At 61.6% G+C, this 18,978-nt stretch carries 18 protein-coding genes; 11 read left to right on the top strand and 7 right to left on the bottom strand.

Annotation, left to right across the window (positions count from 1 at the left end; genetic code table 11):
* The first annotated feature begins 90 nt into the window (after positions 1 to 90).
* The 8 genes from gcl to BM300_RS22355 all read left to right on the top strand — a co-directional run bounded on the left by gcl (position 91) and on the right by BM300_RS22355 (position 9,782).
* Positions 91 to 1,866: a glyoxylate carboligase gene (gene gcl / locus BM300_RS22390; RefSeq protein ID WP_092147800.1), complete on the top strand. Its 1,776-nt coding sequence runs from the start codon at positions 91 to 93 to the stop codon at positions 1,864 to 1,866.
* Positions 1,867 to 2,035: 169 nt separating this feature from the next.
* Positions 2,036 to 2,818, top strand: coding sequence for a hydroxypyruvate isomerase (hyi, locus tag BM300_RS22385; protein WP_092147797.1), 783 nt, complete (start codon positions 2,036 to 2,038; stop codon positions 2,816 to 2,818).
* A gap of 178 nt (positions 2,819 to 2,996) precedes the next feature.
* The gene (locus BM300_RS22380) at positions 2,997 to 3,887 is read left to right on the top strand and encodes a 2-hydroxy-3-oxopropionate reductase (protein ID WP_092348809.1); all 891 of its coding nucleotides are present in this window, start codon (positions 2,997 to 2,999) and stop codon (positions 3,885 to 3,887) included.
* 88 nt (positions 3,888 to 3,975) lie between these two features.
* Complete coding sequence (locus tag BM300_RS22375) at positions 3,976 to 5,256, top strand: glycerate kinase type-2 family protein (RefSeq protein WP_092464065.1); 1,281 nt, start codon at positions 3,976 to 3,978, stop codon at positions 5,254 to 5,256.
* 178 nt (positions 5,257 to 5,434) lie between these two features.
* Positions 5,435 to 6,349, top strand: coding sequence for an urea transporter (locus BM300_RS22370; protein WP_092464062.1), 915 nt, complete (start codon positions 5,435 to 5,437; stop codon positions 6,347 to 6,349).
* Positions 6,350 to 6,369: 20 nt separating this feature from the next.
* Positions 6,370 to 7,194, top strand: coding sequence for an ion transporter (locus tag BM300_RS22365; RefSeq protein ID WP_092464060.1), 825 nt, complete (start codon positions 6,370 to 6,372; stop codon positions 7,192 to 7,194).
* A gap of 93 nt (positions 7,195 to 7,287) precedes the next feature.
* Complete coding sequence (locus BM300_RS22360) at positions 7,288 to 8,286, top strand: sulfate ABC transporter substrate-binding protein (protein ID WP_092224672.1); 999 nt, start codon at positions 7,288 to 7,290, stop codon at positions 8,284 to 8,286.
* Between the two features lie 293 nt (positions 8,287 to 8,579).
* Positions 8,580 to 9,782, top strand: coding sequence for an MFS transporter (locus BM300_RS22355; RefSeq protein ID WP_092464110.1), 1,203 nt, complete (start codon positions 8,580 to 8,582; stop codon positions 9,780 to 9,782).
* Positions 9,783 to 9,842: 60 nt separating this feature from the next.
* Here BM300_RS22355 and BM300_RS22350 read toward each other — a convergent pair whose 3' ends face one another.
* The 4 genes from BM300_RS22350 to BM300_RS22335 all read right to left on the bottom strand — a co-directional run bounded on the left by BM300_RS22350 (position 9,843) and on the right by BM300_RS22335 (position 13,337).
* Positions 9,843 to 10,034 (bottom strand): PLDc N-terminal domain-containing protein, encoded by a 192-nt coding sequence (locus BM300_RS22350; protein WP_003204476.1) that lies wholly within the window; start codon positions 10,032 to 10,034, stop codon positions 9,843 to 9,845.
* 71 nt (positions 10,035 to 10,105) lie between these two features.
* Positions 10,106 to 10,636 (bottom strand): hypothetical protein, encoded by a 531-nt coding sequence (locus tag BM300_RS22345; RefSeq protein WP_063324827.1) that lies wholly within the window; start codon positions 10,634 to 10,636, stop codon positions 10,106 to 10,108.
* A 249-nt stretch (positions 10,637 to 10,885) separates the two neighbouring features.
* Positions 10,886 to 11,404, bottom strand: a complete 519-nt coding sequence (locus BM300_RS22340; protein WP_092147782.1) for an ankyrin repeat domain-containing protein — start codon at positions 11,402 to 11,404, stop codon at positions 10,886 to 10,888.
* A gap of 94 nt (positions 11,405 to 11,498) precedes the next feature.
* Positions 11,499 to 13,337, bottom strand: a complete 1,839-nt coding sequence (locus tag BM300_RS22335; RefSeq protein WP_092348818.1) for a long-chain-acyl-CoA synthetase — start codon at positions 13,335 to 13,337, stop codon at positions 11,499 to 11,501.
* A gap of 354 nt (positions 13,338 to 13,691) precedes the next feature.
* On the opposite strand from BM300_RS22335, the gene BM300_RS22330 reads away from it, so the two are divergent.
* Entirely contained in the window at positions 13,692 to 13,970 is a 279-nt protein-coding gene (locus BM300_RS22330; RefSeq protein ID WP_003204481.1) for a DUF3509 domain-containing protein, read from the top strand.
* Between the two features lie 204 nt (positions 13,971 to 14,174).
* Here the strand turns inward: BM300_RS22330 and BM300_RS22325 are convergent, their stop codons facing one another.
* From BM300_RS22325 to aroC, 3 genes are read right to left on the bottom strand one after another with little or no spacing between them, the layout of a single operon-like run.
* Positions 14,175 to 14,708 (bottom strand): acireductone dioxygenase, encoded by a 534-nt coding sequence (locus BM300_RS22325; protein ID WP_092224668.1) that lies wholly within the window; start codon positions 14,706 to 14,708, stop codon positions 14,175 to 14,177.
* A gap of 34 nt (positions 14,709 to 14,742) precedes the next feature.
* Positions 14,743 to 15,888 (bottom strand): MFS transporter, encoded by a 1,146-nt coding sequence (locus BM300_RS22320; RefSeq protein ID WP_063324824.1) that lies wholly within the window; start codon positions 15,886 to 15,888, stop codon positions 14,743 to 14,745.
* 34 nt (positions 15,889 to 15,922) lie between these two features.
* Complete coding sequence (gene aroC, locus BM300_RS22315) at positions 15,923 to 17,014, bottom strand: chorismate synthase (protein ID WP_003204486.1); 1,092 nt, start codon at positions 17,012 to 17,014, stop codon at positions 15,923 to 15,925.
* Positions 17,015 to 17,156: 142 nt separating this feature from the next.
* Between aroC and BM300_RS22310 the strand changes: the two genes are divergently transcribed.
* Positions 17,157 to 18,122 carry an alpha/beta hydrolase gene (locus BM300_RS22310; protein ID WP_092147770.1) on the top strand — a complete coding sequence of 322 codons (966 nt, stop codon included), beginning with the start codon at positions 17,157 to 17,159 and terminating at the stop codon, positions 18,120 to 18,122.
* 107 nt (positions 18,123 to 18,229) lie between these two features.
* The coding region (locus BM300_RS22305; RefSeq protein WP_092464057.1) for a hypothetical protein at positions 18,230 to 18,978 on the top strand (749 nt) is incomplete at its 3' end.

The following is an 18,978-nucleotide window of genomic DNA, read 5'->3' as shown; positions in this document are numbered from 1 at the left end:
GAGGAAATGGATTGACCTGCGCCATTTCCCGTAAATACACTCTTCACACAGCCACTTGTATACAATTACAAAACGTAAGAGGCACAAATAATGAGCAAAATGAGAGCAATCGAAGCCGCCGTTCTGGTAATGCGCCGTGAAGGCGTGGACACCGCCTTCGGTATCCCGGGTGCCGCGATCAACCCGCTGTACTCCGCCCTGCAGAAGGTGGGTGGCATCGATCACGTCCTTGCTCGCCATGTTGAAGGCGCCTCCCACATGGCCGAGGGCTACACCCGCACCAAGGCCGGCAATATCGGTGTGTGCATCGGCACCTCGGGCCCGGCCGGCACCGACATGGTGACAGGGCTCTACAGCGCCTCGGCCGACTCGATCCCGATCCTGTGCATCACCGGGCAAGCCCCTCGCGCCCGTCTGCACAAGGAAGACTTCCAGGCTGTGGATATCACCAGCATCGTCAAACCCGTGACCAAATGGGCAACCACCGTGCTCGAGCCGGGCCAGGTGCCGTATGCCTTCCAGAAGGCGTTCTTCGAGATGCGCTCCGGCCGTCCAGGCCCGGTGCTGATCGACCTGCCGTTCGACGTGCAGATGGCCGAGATCGAATTCGATATCGACGCCTACCAGCCACTGCCCCTGGCCAAACCCGCGGCCAACCGCCTGCAGATCGAGAAAGCCCTGGCGATGCTCAATCAGGCTGAGCGTCCATTGCTGGTGGCTGGCGGCGGCATCATCAACGCCGATGCCAGCGAACTGCTGGTGGCGTTCGCCGAACTGACTGGCATCCCCGTTATCCCAACCTTGATGGGCTGGGGCACCATCCCCGACGATCACCCGCTGATGGTCGGCATGGTCGGCCTGCAAACCTCCCATCGCTATGGCAACGCAACCTTGCTCAAGTCGGACGTGGTGCTGGGCATCGGCAACCGCTGGGCCAACCGTCACACCGGTTCGGTGGATGTCTATACCGAAGGCCGCACGTTCATTCACGTGGACATCGAGCCGACCCAGATCGGCCGCGTGTTCACTCCCGACCTGGGCATCGTTTCCGATGCCGCCTCGGCCCTGACGGTGTTCATCGAAGTGGCCCGTGAATGGCAAGCCGCCGGTAAGCTGAAAAACCGCGACGCCTGGTTGCAAGACTGCCAGCAACGCAAGGCCAGCCTGCAACGCAAGACGCACTTCGACAACGTGCCGGTCAAGCCACAACGTGTGTACGAAGAAATGAACCAGGTATTCGGCAAGGACACCTGCTACGTCAGCACCATTGGCCTGTCACAGATCGCCGGGGCGCAGTTCCTCCACGTCTACAAGCCACGCCATTGGATCAACTGTGGCCAGGCCGGTCCTTTGGGCTGGACCATTCCGGCCGCGCTGGGGGTGGTCAAGGCCGATCCGAGCCGCAAGGTCGTGGCGCTGTCGGGCGACTATGACTTCCAGTTCATGATCGAAGAGCTGGCGGTGGGTGCGCAGTTCAAGCTGCCGTACATCCATGTGGTGGTGAACAACTCTTACCTGGGGCTGATCCGCCAGGCCCAGCGCGGGTTCGACATGGATTACTGCGTGCAGCTGTCCTTCGACAACCTCAACGCACCGGAGCTCAACGGCTATGGCGTGGACCACATTGCCGTGGCCGAAGGCCTGGGGTGCAAAGCGCTACGGGTGTTCGAACCGAGTCAGATCGCACCGGCACTGCGCCAGGCCGAGAAAATGATCGAGGAGTTCAAGGTGCCGGTGATCGTCGAGATTATCCTGGAGCGGGTGACTAACATTTCCATGGGCACCGAGATCAACGCCGTCAATGAGTTTGAAGATCTGGCGCTGGTGGGCAACGATGCACCGACCGCCATTTCGTTGCTCGACTAGTACTGAGGCCTTCACAGGCAATACTGTTCATCAAGGAAATCACCGGACCTGTGGCGAGGGAGCTTGCTCCCGCTGGCTGCGCAGCAGCCCATTTTGTGAGTGCTTCGCACTCGAGCGGGAGCAAGCTCCCTCGCCACAAGGGGCCTCTACTCGTCCATAGGAGACTGTCATGCCGCGTTTCGCCGCCAACCTGTCCATGCTGTTCACCGAGCAGGATTTCCTCGCCCGTTTCGAAGCCGCCGCCAAGGCCGGGTTCAGTGGCGTCGAATACCTGTTCCCCTACGACTACAGCTCCTCCGAACTCAAGGCCCTGCTCGACGCCAACGGCCTGACCCAGGTGCTGTTCAACCTGCCGGCCGGTGACTGGGCCAAGGGCGAGCGCGGCATTGCCTGCCTGCCGGACCGGGTCGAGGAATTCCGCGCCGGTGTCGACCTGGCCATCGCCTACGCCCAGGTGCTGGGCAACACCCAGGTCAACTGCCTGTCGGGGATTCGCCCGCAGAACTGCAGTGAAACCCTGGTGGAAAAAACCTTCGTCGCCAACCTGAAATACGCTGCCGAGAAGCTGCAGGCCAAAGGCATCAAGCTGGTGATGGAAGCCATCAACACCCGCGACATTCCCGGCTTCTACCTGAACAACACTGCCCAGGCCCTGTCGATCCGCGAGCAGGTGGGCAGCGCCAACCTGTTCCTGCAATACGACATCTACCACATGCAGATCATGGAAGGTGACCTGGCCCGGACCCTGTCGGCGCACCTGGGCGAGATCAACCACGTGCAACTGGCGGACAACCCGGGGCGCAACGAGCCGGGTACAGGCGAGATCAACTACCGCTTCCTGTTCGAACACCTGGACCGCATCGGCTACCAGGGTTGGATCGGCTGTGAATACAAGCCGCTGACCACCACCGAAGCCGGCCTGGGCTGGCTTAAAACCCATAACGTGATCTGATCCCGCGCGAGCTTTTGTGGCGAGGGAGCTTGCTCCCGCTCGGCTGCGAAGCAGATGCATGATTTTACCCGGCACGATTTCTGGGACCGCTTCGCGCCCCAGCGGGAGCAAGCTCCCTCGCCACAGGGACACCGAACCCAGAGACACCGGGACATCTAACAACAAGAGGATTTTTTTCATGGCTAAAATCGGATTCATCGGCACCGGCATCATGGGCCACCCCATGGCCCTGAACCTGCAAAAGGCCGGGCACAACCTGTTCCTGTCCCAGCACCACGACGCGGCCCCGGCCGACCTGCTGGCCGGTGGCGCGGTGGCTTTGGCCAACCCGAAGGAAGTGGCCCAGGAAGCCGAGTTCATCATCGTCATGGTCCCGGACACCCCGCAGGTCGACGACGTGCTGTTCCGCACCGACGGCGTGGCGGCGGGCGTGGGCGCGGGCAAGGTGGTGATCGACATGAGCTCGATCTCCCCCACAGCCACCAAGGCCTTCGCGGCGAAGATCAATGAAAAAGGCGCGCAGTACCTCGATGCCCCGGTCTCCGGTGGTGAAGTCGGTGCCAAGGCTGCGACGCTGAGCATCATGGTCGGTGGCGACAGCAACGCCTTCGAGCGAGCCTTGCCGCTGTTCCAGGCCATGGGCAAGAACATCACTCTGGTGGGCGGCAACGGCGATGGCCAGACCGCCAAAGTGGCGAACCAGATCATCGTCGCCCTGAACATCCAGGCGGTGGCCGAAGCGTTGCTGTTCGCCTCGAAAAACGGTGCCGACCCGGCCAAGGTCCGTGAAGCGCTGATGGGCGGTTTCGCTTCGTCGAAGATCCTCGAAGTGCACGGCGAACGCATGATCAAGGGCACCTTCGACCCGGGCTTTCGCATCAGCCTGCACCAGAAGGACCTGAACCTGGCCCTGCAAGGCGCCAGGGAACTGAACATCAACCTGCCCAACACCGCCAATGCCCAGCAAATGTTCAGCACCTGCGCGGCCATCGGTGGCAGCAACTGGGATCACTCGGCGTTGATCAAGGGGTTGGAGCATATGGCCAATTTCTCCATTCGCGACAAATAAGCCCTGCATTCCCCTTGTGGGAGCGAGCTTGCTCGCTCCCACAGATAACCGAGTCGCTTCAGCCAATAATAAAAACCGGGAGCCCGCCATGTCGGTCGATCCGCAACAACTGCTGCGCGAGCTGTTTACCACAGCCATCGACGCGGCCCATCCGCAACACGTCCTTGAACGCTACCTGCCCGGCGATCGCAGCGGCCGGGTGATCGTCATCGGTGCCGGCAAGGCCGCGGCGGCCATGGCGCAAGTGGTCGAGCGCTGCTGGCAAGGCGAAGTGTCTGGCCTGGTGGTGACCCGCTACGGCCATGGCGCGCCCTGTCAGAAAATCGAAGTAGTGGAAGCCGCCCACCCGGTGCCTGACGCCGCCGGCTTGGCCGTGGCCCAGCGGGTGCTGGAAATGGTCAGCAACCTCAGCGAAGACGACCGGGTAATCTTCCTGCTGTCCGGCGGCGGTTCTGCCCTGCTGGCCCTGCCCGCCGAAGGCATCACCCTGGCCGACAAGCAATCGATCAACAAAGCCCTGCTCAAATCCGGCGCGACCATCGGCGAGATGAATTGCGTGCGCAAGCACCTCTCGGCGATCAAGGGCGGGCGCCTGGGCAAGGCCTGCTGGCCGGCGACGGTGTACACCTACGCGATTTCCGACGTCCCCGGGGATCTTGCCACGGTCATCGCCTCCGGCCCCACCGTGGCCGACCCCAGCACCTCGGCCGAAGCCCTGGCGATTCTCCAACGCTACCAGATCGAGGTGCCGCCCTCGGTCCGCAACTGGTTGCACAACCCTGCATCGGAAACCGTCAAGCCCGGCGACCCGAGCCTGGCCCGCAGCCACTTCCAATTGATCGCCCGCCCCCAGCAATCCCTGGAAGCGGCAGCGGTAAAGGCGCGCCAGGCCGGCTTCAGCCCGTTGATCCTCGGCGACCTGGAAGGCGAATCCCGGGAGGTGGCGAAAGTCCACGCCGGCATTGCCCGGCAAATCGCCCTGCACGGCCAGCCGCTGGCAGCACCGTGTGTGATCCTCTCCGGTGGCGAAACCACCGTCACCGTGCGCGGCAATGGCCGGGGCGGGCGCAATGCAGAATTCCTGCTGAGCCTGACCGAGAGCCTCAAGGGTCATCCTGGCATCTATGCGCTGGCCGGCGACACCGACGGCATCGACGGCTCCGAAGACAACGCCGGCGCCCTCATGACCCCGGACAGTTATCGCCGCGCCGCGGCGCTGGGCCTGTGCGCCAGCGACGAGTTGGACAACAACAATGGCTACGGCTACTTCGCCGCCCTGGATGCGCTGATCGTCACCGAACCAACCCGCACCAACGTCAACGACCTTCGCGCCATCCTGATCCTCGAGACCCCCAAACATGACGCCTGATAAGGCCCGAAGCTGCGGGTCGGTCGATTCGCTGCGCATTGAGACGTTGATCTAATTTTCTGTGGCGAGGGAGCTTGCTCCCGCTGGGCTGCGCAACGGCCCCTCTTTTTGACGGTCGCTACGCAGCCGAGCGGGAGCAAGCTCCCTCGCCACAGCGCTCTCTTATCTCCGATCCATCATGCCCAACCATTTCTCCAACACCCACTGCCCCGACTGGGCCACCGCCCTGCTCAACGGCTTCAGCCAAGTCTTCCTCCAGCGCCATCCGTTGTGCGGCCTGCTGTGCCTGCTGGCGATTCTGCTCACTGCGCCAGCGCTGTTCGGCGGCGCGTTACTGGGCGGGGTGGCCGGGTTGCTCACGGCCCAGCGACGCGGTTACGCCAAGGCCGACCGACAAGCCGGGCTGTTTAGCTACAACGGCATCCTGCTGGGCTTGCTGCTGAGCCTCGCGTTGCCCTGGTCCGTCCTGTTGCCGCCATTGATCATCGCCGCAGGCGGTCTCAGCGCGATGCTGACCCAGCAATGGCTCAAGCGCAGCCGAGGCCCTCGATGCCTGCCCGCCTACACTGCGCCTTTTGTAGGGTTGGCTTGGCTGCTGATGAGTTTCACCCTGCCGCCGCCCTCAACCACCTCGATTGAAATGACAGTACCCAACCTGCTGGCCGCGCATTTGAGTGGGCTGGGCCAGGTCATGTTTCTCGGCCACCCAGCGGCGGGGGCGCTGATCGCAGCCGGCCTGCTGCTGGCCAACCGTCGCGCCGGCGCTTGGGCATTGTTCGCTTCCGCCGTCGGCCTGGCCTTCGCCTTGTCGCAACATGACAACGCAACCGCCCTTTGCGGGCTGGGTGGCTACAACCCGGTGTTGGTGGCGCTGGCCCTCAGCCAACAGGGCCGCCAAGCCTGGCTGCCACTGGCGGGCATTCTCCTGACGGTCATGCTTACCCCAGGTTTTATCGCCCTCGGCCTGCCTCCCCTGACGGCACCGTTCATCCTCGCGTGCTGGTTGATCCAGGCCACCGGCCGGGCGTGGCGCCAGGCCAGCCTCGACAGCACGCCTTGCGCTCTGCAGGGCAATCGCCCTAGGCTTCGCTGATTCCGGTTCAGGCGACGATTATGCAAAGCAGCAACAACTGGCGCGAACGCCTCTACGTGATCATTTTCCAGTCCGACACCGTCGCCGGTCGGCGCTTCGATAGCACCCTGCTGTTGATCATCCTCGCCAGCCTGGTGATCGTGATGCTCGACAGCATCGACAGCGTGCATAAAAACTACGCGGCCCTGTTGGCCGGTATCGAGTGGGGCTTCACCTTCGTCTTCATCGTCGAGTACGGCCTGCGCCTGTACTGCTCTCCCAAGCCGCTACGCTATGCCTTCAGTTTCTACGGGCTGGTGGACCTGCTGGCGATCGTGCCGGGGATCCTGGCGCTGTACTACAGCGATGCCCAATACCTGTTGATCATTCGGATCATCCGCATGCTGCGGATTTTCCGCGTGCTCAAGCTCAGCCCTTACCTCAAGCAAGCCAACTACCTGATGGCGGCGCTGCGCGGGAGCAAGCAGAAAATCATCGTGTTCCTGGTCAGCGTCTCGACCCTGGTGACCGTCTTCGGCACGCTGATGTACGTCATCGAAGGCCCCGAGCATGGCTTTACCAGCATTCCCAAGGGCATCTATTGGGCGATCGTGACACTCACCACTGTGGGCTTCGGCGACATCGTGCCCAAAACGCCGCTGGGCCAGGTGGTGTCATCCCTGGTAATGATTACCGGCTATTCGATCATCGCTGTGCCGACGGGTATTTTCACGGCTGAACTGGCCACCGCCATGCGCGGGGACCAGCTCCAGCACGATTGCCCGGTGTGCAACAAAAACAACCACGAACACGGTGCCGCTTTCTGCTCCCGTTGTGGCAATGCGCTGTTTAAGAAATTGGAATAAGCAAAGCACTTTTTGATGCTTGAAGGTCTATAGGCTTGCAGCTAGTGTGCTGGCTAATTGCCTGGAACCCCCGTTGATAAAAAGGAATTCGCAGTGAAGAACTTCTTTGGCGCCTCCCTTCTCGCCGCTGGCCTGACTTTTGGCAGCCTGGCCCACGCCGCCCCGACCCTGCTCAACGTTTCCTACGACGTGATGCGCGATTTCTACAAGGACTACAACACCGCTTTCCAGAAGCACTGGCAGGCCGAGCACAACGAAAACATCACCGTGCAGATGTCGTTCGGCGGCTCCAGCAAGCAGGCGCGCTCGGTGATCGACGGGCTGCCAGCGGATGTCATCACCATGAACATGGCCACCGACATCAATGCCCTGGCGGACAACGGCAAACTGGTGCCCGAGAACTGGGCCACCCGCCTGCCGAACAACAGCGCGCCGTTCACCTCGGCCACGGTGTTCATCGTGCGCAAAGGCAACCCGAAAGCCTTGAAAGACTGGCCCGACCTGCTCAAGGACGGTGTGCAGGTGATCGTGCCCAACCCGAAAACCTCCGGCAACGGTCGCTACACCTACCTGTCGGCCTGGGGTTACGTGCTGAAAAATGGCGGTGACGAGAACAAGGCCAAGGCCTTCGTCGGCAAACTGTTCAAGCAGGCGCCGGTACTGGACACCGGCGGCCGCGCCGCGACGACCACTTTCATGACCAACCAGATCGGCGACGTGCTGGTGACCTTTGAAAACGAAGCGGAAATGATTGCCCGCGAATTCGGCCGCGACCAGTTCGAAGTGATCTACCCGAGCGTTTCCGCCGAGGCCGAGCCACCGGTCAGCGTGGTCGACAAGGTTGTCGAGAAAAAAGGCTCCCGCGAAGCCGCCGAGGCCTACCTCAAGTACCTGTGGTCGCCCGAAGGCCAGGAAATCGCCGCCGCCAACTATCTGCGCCCACGGGACCCGGCGGTACTGGCCAAATACACCGACCGCTTCCCGAAAGTGGACTTCCTGTCGGTGGAAAAAACCTTCGGCGACTGGCGCACGGTGCAGAAGACTCACTTCAATGACGGTGGGATTTTCGACCAGGTCTACAGCGGGCAATAAATCGCTGCCGATCCCCTGTGGCGAGGGAGCTTGCTCCCGCTGGGCAGCGCAGCCGCCCCAATAAAGCAGAATGCGGTCGGCCTGAAACACCTCGATGGCCGACCCAAGGGGCTGCTACGCAGCCCAGCGGGAGCAAGCTCCCTCGCCACAAAGGCCACCTGCCTCCGCTCCAAACAAGGCGCTCGCTGCAACCATTAACGGCAAGCATGACCGCTATCAACCACAAAGCCTGTCGCAACATCCGGGAACACTTTAGCCTCACGCCATCCTTTCAATTGATCGACGAGATTGCCATGAGTGCTCATTCACCTACCTCGCCCGGCAGCCCCCTGACCCGCGGCATGGTCCTGCTCTTCGCCTTCTGCTGCGGCGCCATCGTCGCCAACATCTACTACGCCCAACCCATCATCGAACTGATCGCACCCGACGTCGGCTTGAGCAGCACCATGGCCAGCCTGATCGTCTCGCTGACCCAGATCGGTTATGCCTTGGGCCTGTTTTTCCTGGTGCCACTGGGGGACTTGCTGGAAAACCGTCGGCTGATGATCATCACTACCGTGGTGGCGATCGCCAGTTTGTTAGGGGCAGCGTTCACCGATCAACCGAACGTATTCCTGCTGGTTTCGCTGTTGGTGGGGTTCAGCTCGGTGTCGGTGCAAGTCCTGATTCCGCTGGCCGCACACCTGGCGCCGGAGCAGACCCGGGGTCGGGTCGTGGGTGGGATCATGGGTGGCCTGCTGCTGGGAATCCTGCTGGCGCGGCCGGTCTCCAGCGTCGTGGCCGATCACTTCGGCTGGCGGGCCATGTTCATCATCGCCGCCGCGTTGATGGCCGCCATCAGCATCGTCCTGGCACTGACCGTGCCCAAGCGCCAGCCCGACCACAGCGCCTCTTATGGCCAACTGCTGGGTTCGCTCGGCACCCTGCTGCGCCAACAACCGCTGTTGCGGCAACGGGCGTTCTACCAGGCCTGCATGTTTGCCACGTTCAGTCTGTTCTGGACCGCCGTGCCGCTGGAACTGTCACGCAACCATGGCCTGTCCCAGACTGAAATCGCCTTGTTCGCCCTGGTCGGTGCCATTGGCGCCATTGCCGCGCCCATCGCCGGTCGCCTGGCGGATGCCGGCCATACCCACATCGCCTCGCTGCTGGCGATGCTGTTCGCCAGCCTGAGTTTCCTGCCGACATTCATCCATCCGTTCTACAGCGTGATCGGCCTGGCGGTGACCGGCGTGGTCCTGGATTTCTGTGTGCAGATGAACCTGGTCCTGGGCCAGCGCACCATCTATGCCCTCGATGCCAAGAGTCGCAGCCGGCTGAATGCGCTGTACATGACCAGCATCTTCGTCGGTGGCGCCTTCGGCTCATCGATTGCCAGTGCGGTGTACGAACACGGCGGCTGGTTGTGGGTGGTGATCGTCGGCAGTGCCTTCCCGCTGTTGGCCTTGCTGCGCTTCTTGAGCACCTCGCGCAAGCGGTCCCTGGCTACGGCCTGAATACCCCACGCATAAAAAAGCCCGGTCGCCGTCAGCGCCCGGGCTTTTTGGTGGAGCGTGTCAAATCCGCACGTTGCCACGCGGCCCGGCAATCGCCCAGATGATCAGGCCCAGTACCGGCAACAGCAGGATCAGCAACACCCAGAGGATTTTCATCCCGGTTTCCGCGCCACTCTTGAGTACGTTGATAATCGCCCAGATATCGAGCGCCAGGATGATCAGGCCGACCAGGCCGTTGAAAGTGGAACCCATGGTGTCGCTCCCAAATGGTGATGTGCACACTTAGGATAGCGGGCCCCTGGCAAGGGTTCCGTTTTATTGCTTCAGACGTGGACCGCGACCTTGAGGGCTTCCAGGGAGGGCGCGGCGGCGATGCCGACTTCAGCACACAGTTCCAGCACACGCGGTACATCGTTGCCGTACACCAACACCATTTGCAATTCATCGTCGAGCAATTGGCTGAAGTTCATCAGCACGTAGCCGCCGTTTTCCTTGTTCAGGCTGCTCATCTGGATCTGGATGCGGTTGAGCGCGGTCAGGGCTTCGGTTTTCGCCAGCTGCTTGGGCTTGAGGTTGAACGCCACGCCGGGGCCGAACGAGGCAACGATCTGTTCGAACAGGTCCACGTAGGTGTCGGCCTGGAACAGCACGGTGTCCGGCAGGCTGCCCACCACTACCCACTCACCCAACGGGATCGGAAACGTGTCGTCGTAGTTGATATCGGGGTTGGCCCCCAGGAAAGCCGTCGGATCGGCGTAGGCCTGGGCCGCTTCGTCAGCGATTTTCGCAATGTCCGCCTCGCCGAGGCAGCCGGAGCTGATTTTGCTGATGAGTTCGACGAGTGCGGCTTTCATGGGGTGGATCCTGTGGCGAAGGGTGTCTTGAGGGCGGGCAGGATAGCGCATCACATCGGTCGAGTCAGGAACCTGTGGCCCCGGAGCTTTTGTGGCGAGGGGATTTATCCCCGCTGGGCTGCGAAGCAGCCCTAAAGACAGCTTGCCACACCGAGTTGTCAGGTTTTAGGGCCGCTTCGCGCCCCAGCGGGGATAAATCCCCTCGCCACAAGAGCAATGTCACTCCAGGATCACGGCCCCGGAGGAAGATCAGCCCAACATCTTTTCCAACTGCGCCGTGGTGTCCACCGCGCCCATGGTCTTGGCGGCATCCAGAGCCGAGACGCCGTTGGCATCCTTGGCTTTCGGGTCGGCGCCTTTGCCGATCAGGTAGTCGACGATTTCCACGCGGTTGAACATCGCCGCCATCATCAGCGCAGTGCGACCATCGAAGGAGGCACCTTCCACTTGCGCGCCGCCATCCACCAACGCCGAAACCACTGCCAGGTCACCCTTGAACGCCGCGCCGGCAATCGGGCTCTGGCCGTTGTCGTTGCGGATTTCCGGATCGGCCTTGTGCTCCAGCAACACTTTCACCGTTTCCACATGCCCGTGGTAAGCGGCCAGCATCAACAAGGTGTCGCCCTTGTGGTTACGCAGATTGGGCGGCAGGCCCTTGCTCAGCAACGCAGCCATCATGGCCGCATCGCCCTGGCGTGCGACGTTGAACACTTGCTCGGCAAACTCCGCAGCCTCTTCCGGGGTCATCTGGCGGCTTGTATCGGACATGGGAAACTCCACTCGGCTCTTCGCAAAGCGGCTAGTTTCCCGAGGGACCCGGGCGCTGTCATCCCTTTTTTCACTGTGCCTGTCATAGCCAGAATCAATAACGCAATTGTCCACCCTGAATCCGAACTGCCAGCTGCCGATCCACCCGCACGTAAGTATCGGTGCCCGGCAGCCAGGCGTAGACCGGCTCATCCCCGGTAACGCATGGGTCGAATGCTTCGGCCTTGAGTCGAGTCTTCTGGTACTTGAAGGTGCCGGTGGTGTCCATTTTCACCTTGATACGCAGGAACAGCGGCACGGCATAGGCAGGTAGCTTGCCTTGCAAAAACTGCAACAACTCGCTGAAGTCCAGGGTCGCCAGGGATTCGGACGGGGTGATTGCCGCCATGCCGGCACGACCATTGGTGCCATTGATCTCCACGCCATAAGCCACCGCCTCGGCCACCTGCGGATGTTGCAGCAGCACATTTTCGACTTCTGTGGTGGAGACGTTTTCGCCTTTCCAGCGATAGGTGTCGCCGAGGCGATCAACGAACTGCCCATGCCCGAAACCAATGTTGCGCAGCAGGTCTCCGGTGTTGAAGTAACGGTCCCCCGGCACGAAGACATCCCGGCAGATGGTTTTTTCGGTCAAGGCTTGCTCGGTGTAGCCATCCAGTGGCGCCTTCTCGTCGATGCGCGCCAGCAACAGGCCCGGTTGGCCCTTGGGCACTTTTTGCATGCGACCTTGCAGGTTGCGCAACGGCAGGCCGCTGGCATGGTCGTACTGCACCAGCTCCCAGCCCATCAGGGAAAACCCGATGGTGTTGTCGAAATTCAGGATGTTGGTGAAACCGATATTGCCGTCGCTGGCGGCATACAGCTCACAGATATGGTCGATGCCAAACCGGGTCTTGAAGGTCGACCAGGCCCCGGGCCGCAGACCGTTGCCGATCATTTTCTTCACACCGTGGTGACGGTCATCGGCAGCGGCAGGCTGGTCGATCAGGTAGCGGCACAACTCACCGACATACCCCAGCGTGGTCGCCCGGTAGCGGCGCACGTCGCTCCAGAACTGACTGGCGCTGAACTTGCGCCGAATCGCGAACCCCGATGCCCCACAGATCGCCGCGCCCCAGCACACGCACAGGCCGGTGGCGTGGTACAGCGGCAATGTGCAATACACGACGTCGTCGGGCTGCATGTCCAAGGCGATCAGGCCGAAGCTGGTGGACGTGCGCACCCAGCGACCATGGCGAAACACCCCAGCCTTGGGCAGGCCGGTGGTACCCGAGGTGTAGAGATAAAAACACGGGTCGTTGCAGAAAACCTGTTGGCTGCATGCCGGGTTATCGCTTGGGTAATCCTCGCTGCCCGCCATCAGGTCGATGAAACCGGACGGTGCATGGGACGGGGTATCGGCGCAGTCCTGATCCGCCAGCCACCAGGTCCTGCTGCTCGACAGAGTGGTTCGCGCTCGTATGTCGTTGAAGGCCGCGCCCCGTTCATCCCCGACCACCACCGCGACCGGGTTGACCAAGGCCAGGCTATGCACCAGCGCATCGCCGGTTTGCGAGGTGTTGAGCATGGCACTGACCGCGCCAACCTTGGCCATCGCCAGCACGCTGATCAGCAGCTGCGGCCGGTTCTCGATGAATATCGCCACGCAATCGCCCTTGCCGATGCCTTGGGCCAGCAGGTAATGGGCGATGCGATTGGCCTGCGCGTTGACCTGTGCATAACTCAACACCGTCTCGCCATACAGCAGTGCCGGGCCCTGGGGATTGCGTTGCGTGGCCTGTTCGAAGCACCAGCCCAGGCCGCAAGGCTGGGTCGGGTCCTGGACGTTGGCCTGCTTCATGCCTTTGACGATCCGGGGGACGGCTTTGGCAATGGCAGGCAGCTTGCGCAGCATCATGCCCCAGGTAATCGCGTCGCTGGGTGTACGACTCATGGTGATCTTCCCCGTTCGACCTCGTGGTCTCGGTTCTTGTTATCGGGCAGCAGATGATTTGGCTCGAAAGTACGCCGGCGATTGCGGCGCTGTACATGCGGTTTTTGCAATGTTTTGTATCCACTGCCCGAGACAGGCGAAGCGTGAGCGCCGCAAAACGATTTGGTTCCAAAAATCATTGCCCGACCACGCAAAATGCAGGATGCACGATGGCTATTCATGCAAGATGCACGAAATCAAAAATACAGTAAAAACATAACTACCTGTTTTTAAAGGACTTTATATAAAGCCAAATGCTGGCACAGACAGTGCAACTTCCCCTCCACGGTTTGCCATACCATGGAGCAGTCAACTATGAACATGATTCAAGAAAAGTTTGCGTCCCTGTTTTCCAACTACGAAGTGACCACCCAGCCCCGCCCCGATGGCGGCATTCTGCTGACCTTGCGTAATAGCGACGGCAAGCTGTTCAAACGCACGATTTCCTATGCTCAACTGCACGCTGGGGATCAGTTGTCCTGGGCGATCAGCGCGATTCGTCGTGACCTGGCTGAACAGGCTAGCGAGTTGCCACAGATCACCTTGTTGCAGAGCCAGCATCGGTTTGCTTTGCCGACTTACCATAGCGCTTGAGCCTGCTGGCAAAACGCGATGCTGCTTGCTTGAAAAAACGGCGCTTCTTTCAGAAATGGGAAGCGCCGTTTTTTTTGGGGCTTCTTTTGGGCGAGTCCGCTTTTGGTTCTGGTCTGTATATCCGTTTCTTCGGTAATGGCTGCTGACGGTTGCGCAGCAACGGATATACACACCCAAAAAACCTCACGGCACCACCCGCGCAGGTCAGTCTTCCAGGCGAGGAAACCGGCGAGCAATATCATCCCCTGTAACCTCAGCAACCAACCCCTGCAAATCACCAGACAAGCGAATCGTAACGAAATGCGGCCGCTCCCCCATGTCAAACCAATGCGGCATACCAGCCGGCACCGTTATCAAGTCGCTCCTTTCACACAGCACCGCATAGACATAATCCCCAACGTGCAGGTTAAACAAGCCACGACCAGCAACGAAAAATCGCACTTCATCCTGGCTATGGCGATACTCATCGAGCTCCCCAGCCTGTTCCGGCTGATCACTGCTGACACTGACAACATCGACCTCAACATAACCCCGCTCAGTCATCAACCCATCGATCTGAGCCTGGTAAGCCGCAATGATGTCCTCCTCACTGGCACCCGGCTGGATTTTCACCGCCGCTTCCCAATGGGCAAAGTGAATACCTTGTTCAGCCAGGGTCGCGGCAATGTCCTCGACGTGGGTCAACACTTTGTTCGGGATGTCAGGGCTCGAAACGTGATAGACGGACAGGCTGCTCATGACAAAGGCTCCAGCAAATTAACGGTTCGAAGGCTCATGGCCGGTCCTCTTGCATACGTGTGGCAATGATAACGGCTGCCGCGAAAGCCGCGAGGCTGGCGAGACTGAACGTCCAACTGGCACCCAAGGCGTTCCAGCTATAGCCGGAATACAATGCGCCCAGGGCCCCGCCCGTACCGGCCAACGCCGCATACAGCGCCTGCCCCTGGCCTTGCTGGCGAGGCCCGAAACTGCGTTGCACGAAATGGATGGCAGCGGCGTGAAAGCTGCCGAAGGTCGCCGCGTGCAGCACCTGGGCGAACAACAATACCCAGAGAAACTCGGCCAGCGAGCCCAGCAACAACCAGCGCAACGCCGCCAGCAGGAAGCTCGCCAGCAGCACCCGGCGCACGGAAAACCGCGTCAGGATCCGGCTCATCAGCAGGAAGACCAGAACTTCCGCCACCACGCCGAGGGCCCAGAGCAGGCCGATCAACCCGCGACTGTAGCCCAGGTGTTCGAGGTGCAAGGTCAGGAAGGTGTAATACGGCCCGTGACTCACCTGCATCAGGCCCACACAGGTATAGAACGCCAACACGCCAGGGTTGCGCAGTTGCCGTAGGAACCCCTCCCCCGCGATGCGCGGCCCCTGCAATGGCTGGGCATTGGGCACCCAGAAGCTGGCGAGCACGATGCCGGCCATGATCAGTACCAGCGCCACCGGATAGATGTCCAGGCTCAGCCATTCGAACAAGCGGCCGAGCACGACCACGGTGATGATGAAACCGATGGAACCCCACAGGCGGATCTGGCTGTAGCGCGAGGCCTGCCCGCCCAGATGGGCCAGGGTAATGACTTCGAACTGCGGCAACACCGCGTGCCAGAAGAACGCATGCAGCGCCATGACCATCGCCAGCCAGGCGTAGCTTTTATCGATGAAGATCAGCGAGAAAGCCAGCAGCGTGCAGATCGCGCCAAAACGCACAATCGCCAGGCGCCGGCCGGTGTAATCCCCCAGCCAGCCCCAGATGTTCGGCGCCACACAGCGCATCAGCATGGGAATCGCCACCAGCTCGCCGATGCGCGCCGCATTGAACCCCAGGTGATCGAAATACAGCGCCAGGAACGGCGCCGTCGAACCGAGCAGCGCGAAATAGAACAGATAGAAACTGGAGAGCCGCCAGTACGGCAGTGCCGCCACGGTCGTCAGGCCACGGCGGTCGGCAGGCCAACCATCAAAGCTGCCCCAGCACCGGGGTGCTGACGCGGACGTCGGCGTTCTGGCCGCGATGACGCAGCAGGTGATCCATCAACACGATCGCCATCATCGCCTCGGCGATGGGCGTGGCACGGATGCCGACGCACGGGTCATGACGGCCCTTGGTGATGACGTCCACCGGGTTGCCATGGATGTCGATGGAGCGGCCCGGCGTGGTGATGCTGGACGTCGGTTTCAAGGCCAGGTGCGCCACGATTGGCTGGCCCGAGGAAATGCCGCCGAGGATACCGCCGGCATTGTTGCTCAGGAAACCTTGCGGAGTCAGTTCGTCACGGTGCTCGGTGCCGCGCTGGGCGACACAGGCGAAACCGGCGCCGATCTCCACGCCCTTCACCGCGTTGATGCTCATCAGCGCGTGGGCCAGCTCGGCGTCGAGGCGGTCGAAGATCGGCTCGCCAAGGCCCGGCATCACCCCTTCGGCGACCACGGTGATCTTCGCGCCGACCGAATCCTGGTCCCGGCGTAGTTGGTCCATGTAGGCCTCGAGTTCCGGCACCTTGTCCGGGTCGGGGCAGAAGAAGGCGTTCTGTTCCACCGAGTCCCAGGTCTTGAACGGGATTTCGATGGGGCCCAACTGGCTCATGTAGCCACGGATGACGATGCCCTGGCTGGCCAGGTACTTCTTGGCAATCGCCCCGGCCGCCACGCGCATGGCGGTTTCCCGCGCCGAACTGCGACCGCCGCCACGGTAATCGCGCTCACCGTATTTGTGATGGTAGGTGTAGTCGGCGTGGGCCGGGCGGAACAGATCCTTGATGGCCGAGTAGTCCTTGGACTTCTGGTCGGTGTTGCGGATCAACAGGCCGATGGCGCAGCCGGTGGTGCGCCCTTCGAACACGCCAGAGAGGATTTCGACTTCATCGGCTTCCTGGCGCTGGGTGGTGTGGCGGCTGGTGCCGGGCTTGCGGCGGTCCAGGTCACGCTGCAGGTCGTCCAGGGAAATCTCCAGGCCCGGCGGGCAGCCGTCGACAATGGCGACCAACGCCGGGCCATGGCTTTCGCCCGCGGTGGTGACAGTGAACAGCTTGCCGTAGGTATTGCCGGACATGCAGGGTGCTCCGTGAAATCGCTGAGAGACTCAACCTTGGATTCGTAATGGGCGCCAGTATACGCAGGCTCCCCGCGTAGTTCATCCTCGAACCTTATCGGCGGCCACCAGTCCAACCGGCACCTTCGCAACTAATGGCGTGATGATGTTAAAGCTGCTTGCTCTAAGCCTTACCTTGTTCACCGGCCTGCTTTCCGGCGTGGCCCAGGCCACGGTGCTGCAACGCCCCATCAGCCTCGACACAGGCAGCGGTGAGCTTTTCGGTACCTTGTTGCTGCCCAAGTCCGACACGCCGGTGCCGGTTGTTCTGATCATCTCCGGGTCAGGTCCTACGGATCGCGACGGAAACAACCCCGACGGCGGACGCAACGACAGCCTCAAGCGCCTGGCCTGGGTGCTGGCCAGGCACAACATCGCCAGCGTGCGCTATGACAAGCGTGGGGTGGCCGCCAGCCTCGCGGCGACCCCGGACGAGCGCAACCTGAGCGTCGAGGCCTATGTGGCCGATGCCGTGGCCTGGAGCCACAAGCTCGCCGCCGATCCGCGCCTGGGCCCATTGATCCTGCTGGGCCACAGCGAAGGCGCGTTGATCGCCAGCCTCGCCGCGCCCCAGGCCAACGCGGCGGCGGTGATTTCACTGTCTGGCAGCGCCAGGCCGATCGACCAGGTGCTGCGTCAACAATTGAGCAACCGCTTGCCACCGCCGCTGATGTTGCGCAGCAACGAGCTGCTCGACAGCCTCAAGGCCGGTCGGCCCGACGATAACGTGCCGGCACAACTGCTGGTCATTTTCCGCCCCAGCGTACAGCCCTACCTGATCTCGTTGTTCCGCCAGGACCCGGCCCGGGCCTTTGCGGCATTGAAGATGCCAGCCTTGATCATCCAGGGCAGCAACGATATCCAGGTCAGCGTCGATGACGCCAGGCAGTTGAAAGCCGCCAAGCCCGACGCTGAATTGGCGCTGATCGAGGGCATGAACCACGTGATGCGCATCGTGCCCAACGACGTGAAACGGCAACTGGCCTCCTACAAGGATCCCAACCTACCCCTGGCGGCCGAGCTGGGTACGCGGATTTTGCGTTTTATTGACTCGTTAGCCGCCCGTTAGGCGGTTTTAGTCGATTTAGCTTCAGTACTGGCAAAAACAGCCGATAACCCGGTGTCGGATAGCGCAATGGCTACCGACCCGCCGGCCTGGACAGGATTTTTGCCGTTATGACTGAAACTCAAGCTTCCCCCGACACCGCTGCCGAAGCCCCCGCCTCGTCTGCGGTGGAACTGCCGTGGGCCGACGTGCATACCGAGCATCACAAGATGCTCCGCCTGGCGCCGCTCAAGACCGACCGCGCCACCGGTGCGCGGCCATTGCGGTTTGTCGAGTTCAGCTATGCCGAGCGCCACAGCAAGGAACGCAGCCTGCTGCGCATGAGCATCCAGTTGCCGAACCAGCGTGTGCGCAAGGAACAGAATCACTTGGACGTCTGGGCGGACCACGTCGAGAAACGCCTGTTTTTTTCCCCGGACAACCTGCAAGTCGAGCCGTCCAACCGTGGCATCGGCCGTTTCCTGGCGGCCCAGGGCATTACCTGGGCCAAGAAACGCTGGTCGGCCTACCAGGTGCACGGCAACGACCTGGATAACAAGGACGCCCTGAACGAAGACACTCGCCTGCGCCGCGACCGCTTTCTCAAAGCCCAGGGTTTCGAGGTGGTCTACGCCGACGCCCAGCACCTCAAGGGCAGCGTCAAGCCAACCCACGTTGGTGATCTGCTCGGGGACTGGAACACCGAGAAGCTGCAGTTCGTGGAAATCCTTGAAGCGGCGCAGATGCTGCAACAGGCCGAGCAGAACCTGGCGGAACAGGAAGTCAAACTCAAGCAGCAGGAAGAAAAGGTCACCAAGTTCAAGCGCGAAGACGCCGGCCTGCGCTTCACCATCACCTGCCTGGTGGCCTTTGCCATGTT

It is taken from the genome of Pseudomonas sp. NFACC46-3, from assembly GCF_900114515.1.
GTDB lineage: Bacteria > Pseudomonadota > Gammaproteobacteria > Pseudomonadales > Pseudomonadaceae > Aquipseudomonas > Aquipseudomonas fluorescens_Q.
The sequence above is the reverse complement of the archived record's forward strand: the minus strand, read 5'-3'. Positions and strand labels throughout refer to the sequence as shown.

Bases quoted from the DNA above. Each gene is read 5' to 3' on its own strand.
- BM300_RS22365 (WP_092464060.1), top strand. From the start codon at position 6,370: ATGCAAAGCAGCAACAACTGGCGCGAACGCCTCTACGTGATCATTTTC.
- BM300_RS22330 (WP_003204481.1), top strand. From the start codon at position 13,692: ATGAACATGATTCAAGAAAAGTTTGCGTCCCTGTTTTCCAACTACGAA.
- aroC (WP_003204486.1), bottom strand. From the start codon at position 17,014: ATGTCCGGCAATACCTACGGCAAGCTGTTCACTGTCACCACCGCGGGC.
- BM300_RS22380 (WP_092348809.1), top strand. From the start codon at position 2,997: ATGGCTAAAATCGGATTCATCGGCACCGGCATCATGGGCCACCCCATG.
- BM300_RS22375 (WP_092464065.1), top strand. From the start codon at position 3,976: ATGTCGGTCGATCCGCAACAACTGCTGCGCGAGCTGTTTACCACAGCC.
- BM300_RS22335 (WP_092348818.1), bottom strand. From the start codon at position 13,337: ATGAGTCGTACACCCAGCGACGCGATTACCTGGGGCATGATGCTGCGC.
- BM300_RS22350 (WP_003204476.1), bottom strand. From the start codon at position 10,034: ATGGGTTCCACTTTCAACGGCCTGGTCGGCCTGATCATCCTGGCGCTC.
- BM300_RS22355 (WP_092464110.1), top strand. From the start codon at position 8,580: ATGAGTGCTCATTCACCTACCTCGCCCGGCAGCCCCCTGACCCGCGGC.
- BM300_RS22340 (WP_092147782.1), bottom strand. From the start codon at position 11,404: ATGTCCGATACAAGCCGCCAGATGACCCCGGAAGAGGCTGCGGAGTTT.
- BM300_RS22325 (WP_092224668.1), bottom strand. From the start codon at position 14,708: ATGAGCAGCCTGTCCGTCTATCACGTTTCGAGCCCTGACATCCCGAAC.
- hyi (WP_092147797.1), top strand. From the start codon at position 2,036: ATGCCGCGTTTCGCCGCCAACCTGTCCATGCTGTTCACCGAGCAGGAT.
- gcl (WP_092147800.1), top strand. From the start codon at position 91: ATGAGCAAAATGAGAGCAATCGAAGCCGCCGTTCTGGTAATGCGCCGT.
- BM300_RS22310 (WP_092147770.1), top strand. From the start codon at position 17,157: ATGATGTTAAAGCTGCTTGCTCTAAGCCTTACCTTGTTCACCGGCCTG.
- BM300_RS22370 (WP_092464062.1), top strand. From the start codon at position 5,435: ATGCCCAACCATTTCTCCAACACCCACTGCCCCGACTGGGCCACCGCC.
- BM300_RS22345 (WP_063324827.1), bottom strand. From the start codon at position 10,636: ATGAAAGCCGCACTCGTCGAACTCATCAGCAAAATCAGCTCCGGCTGC.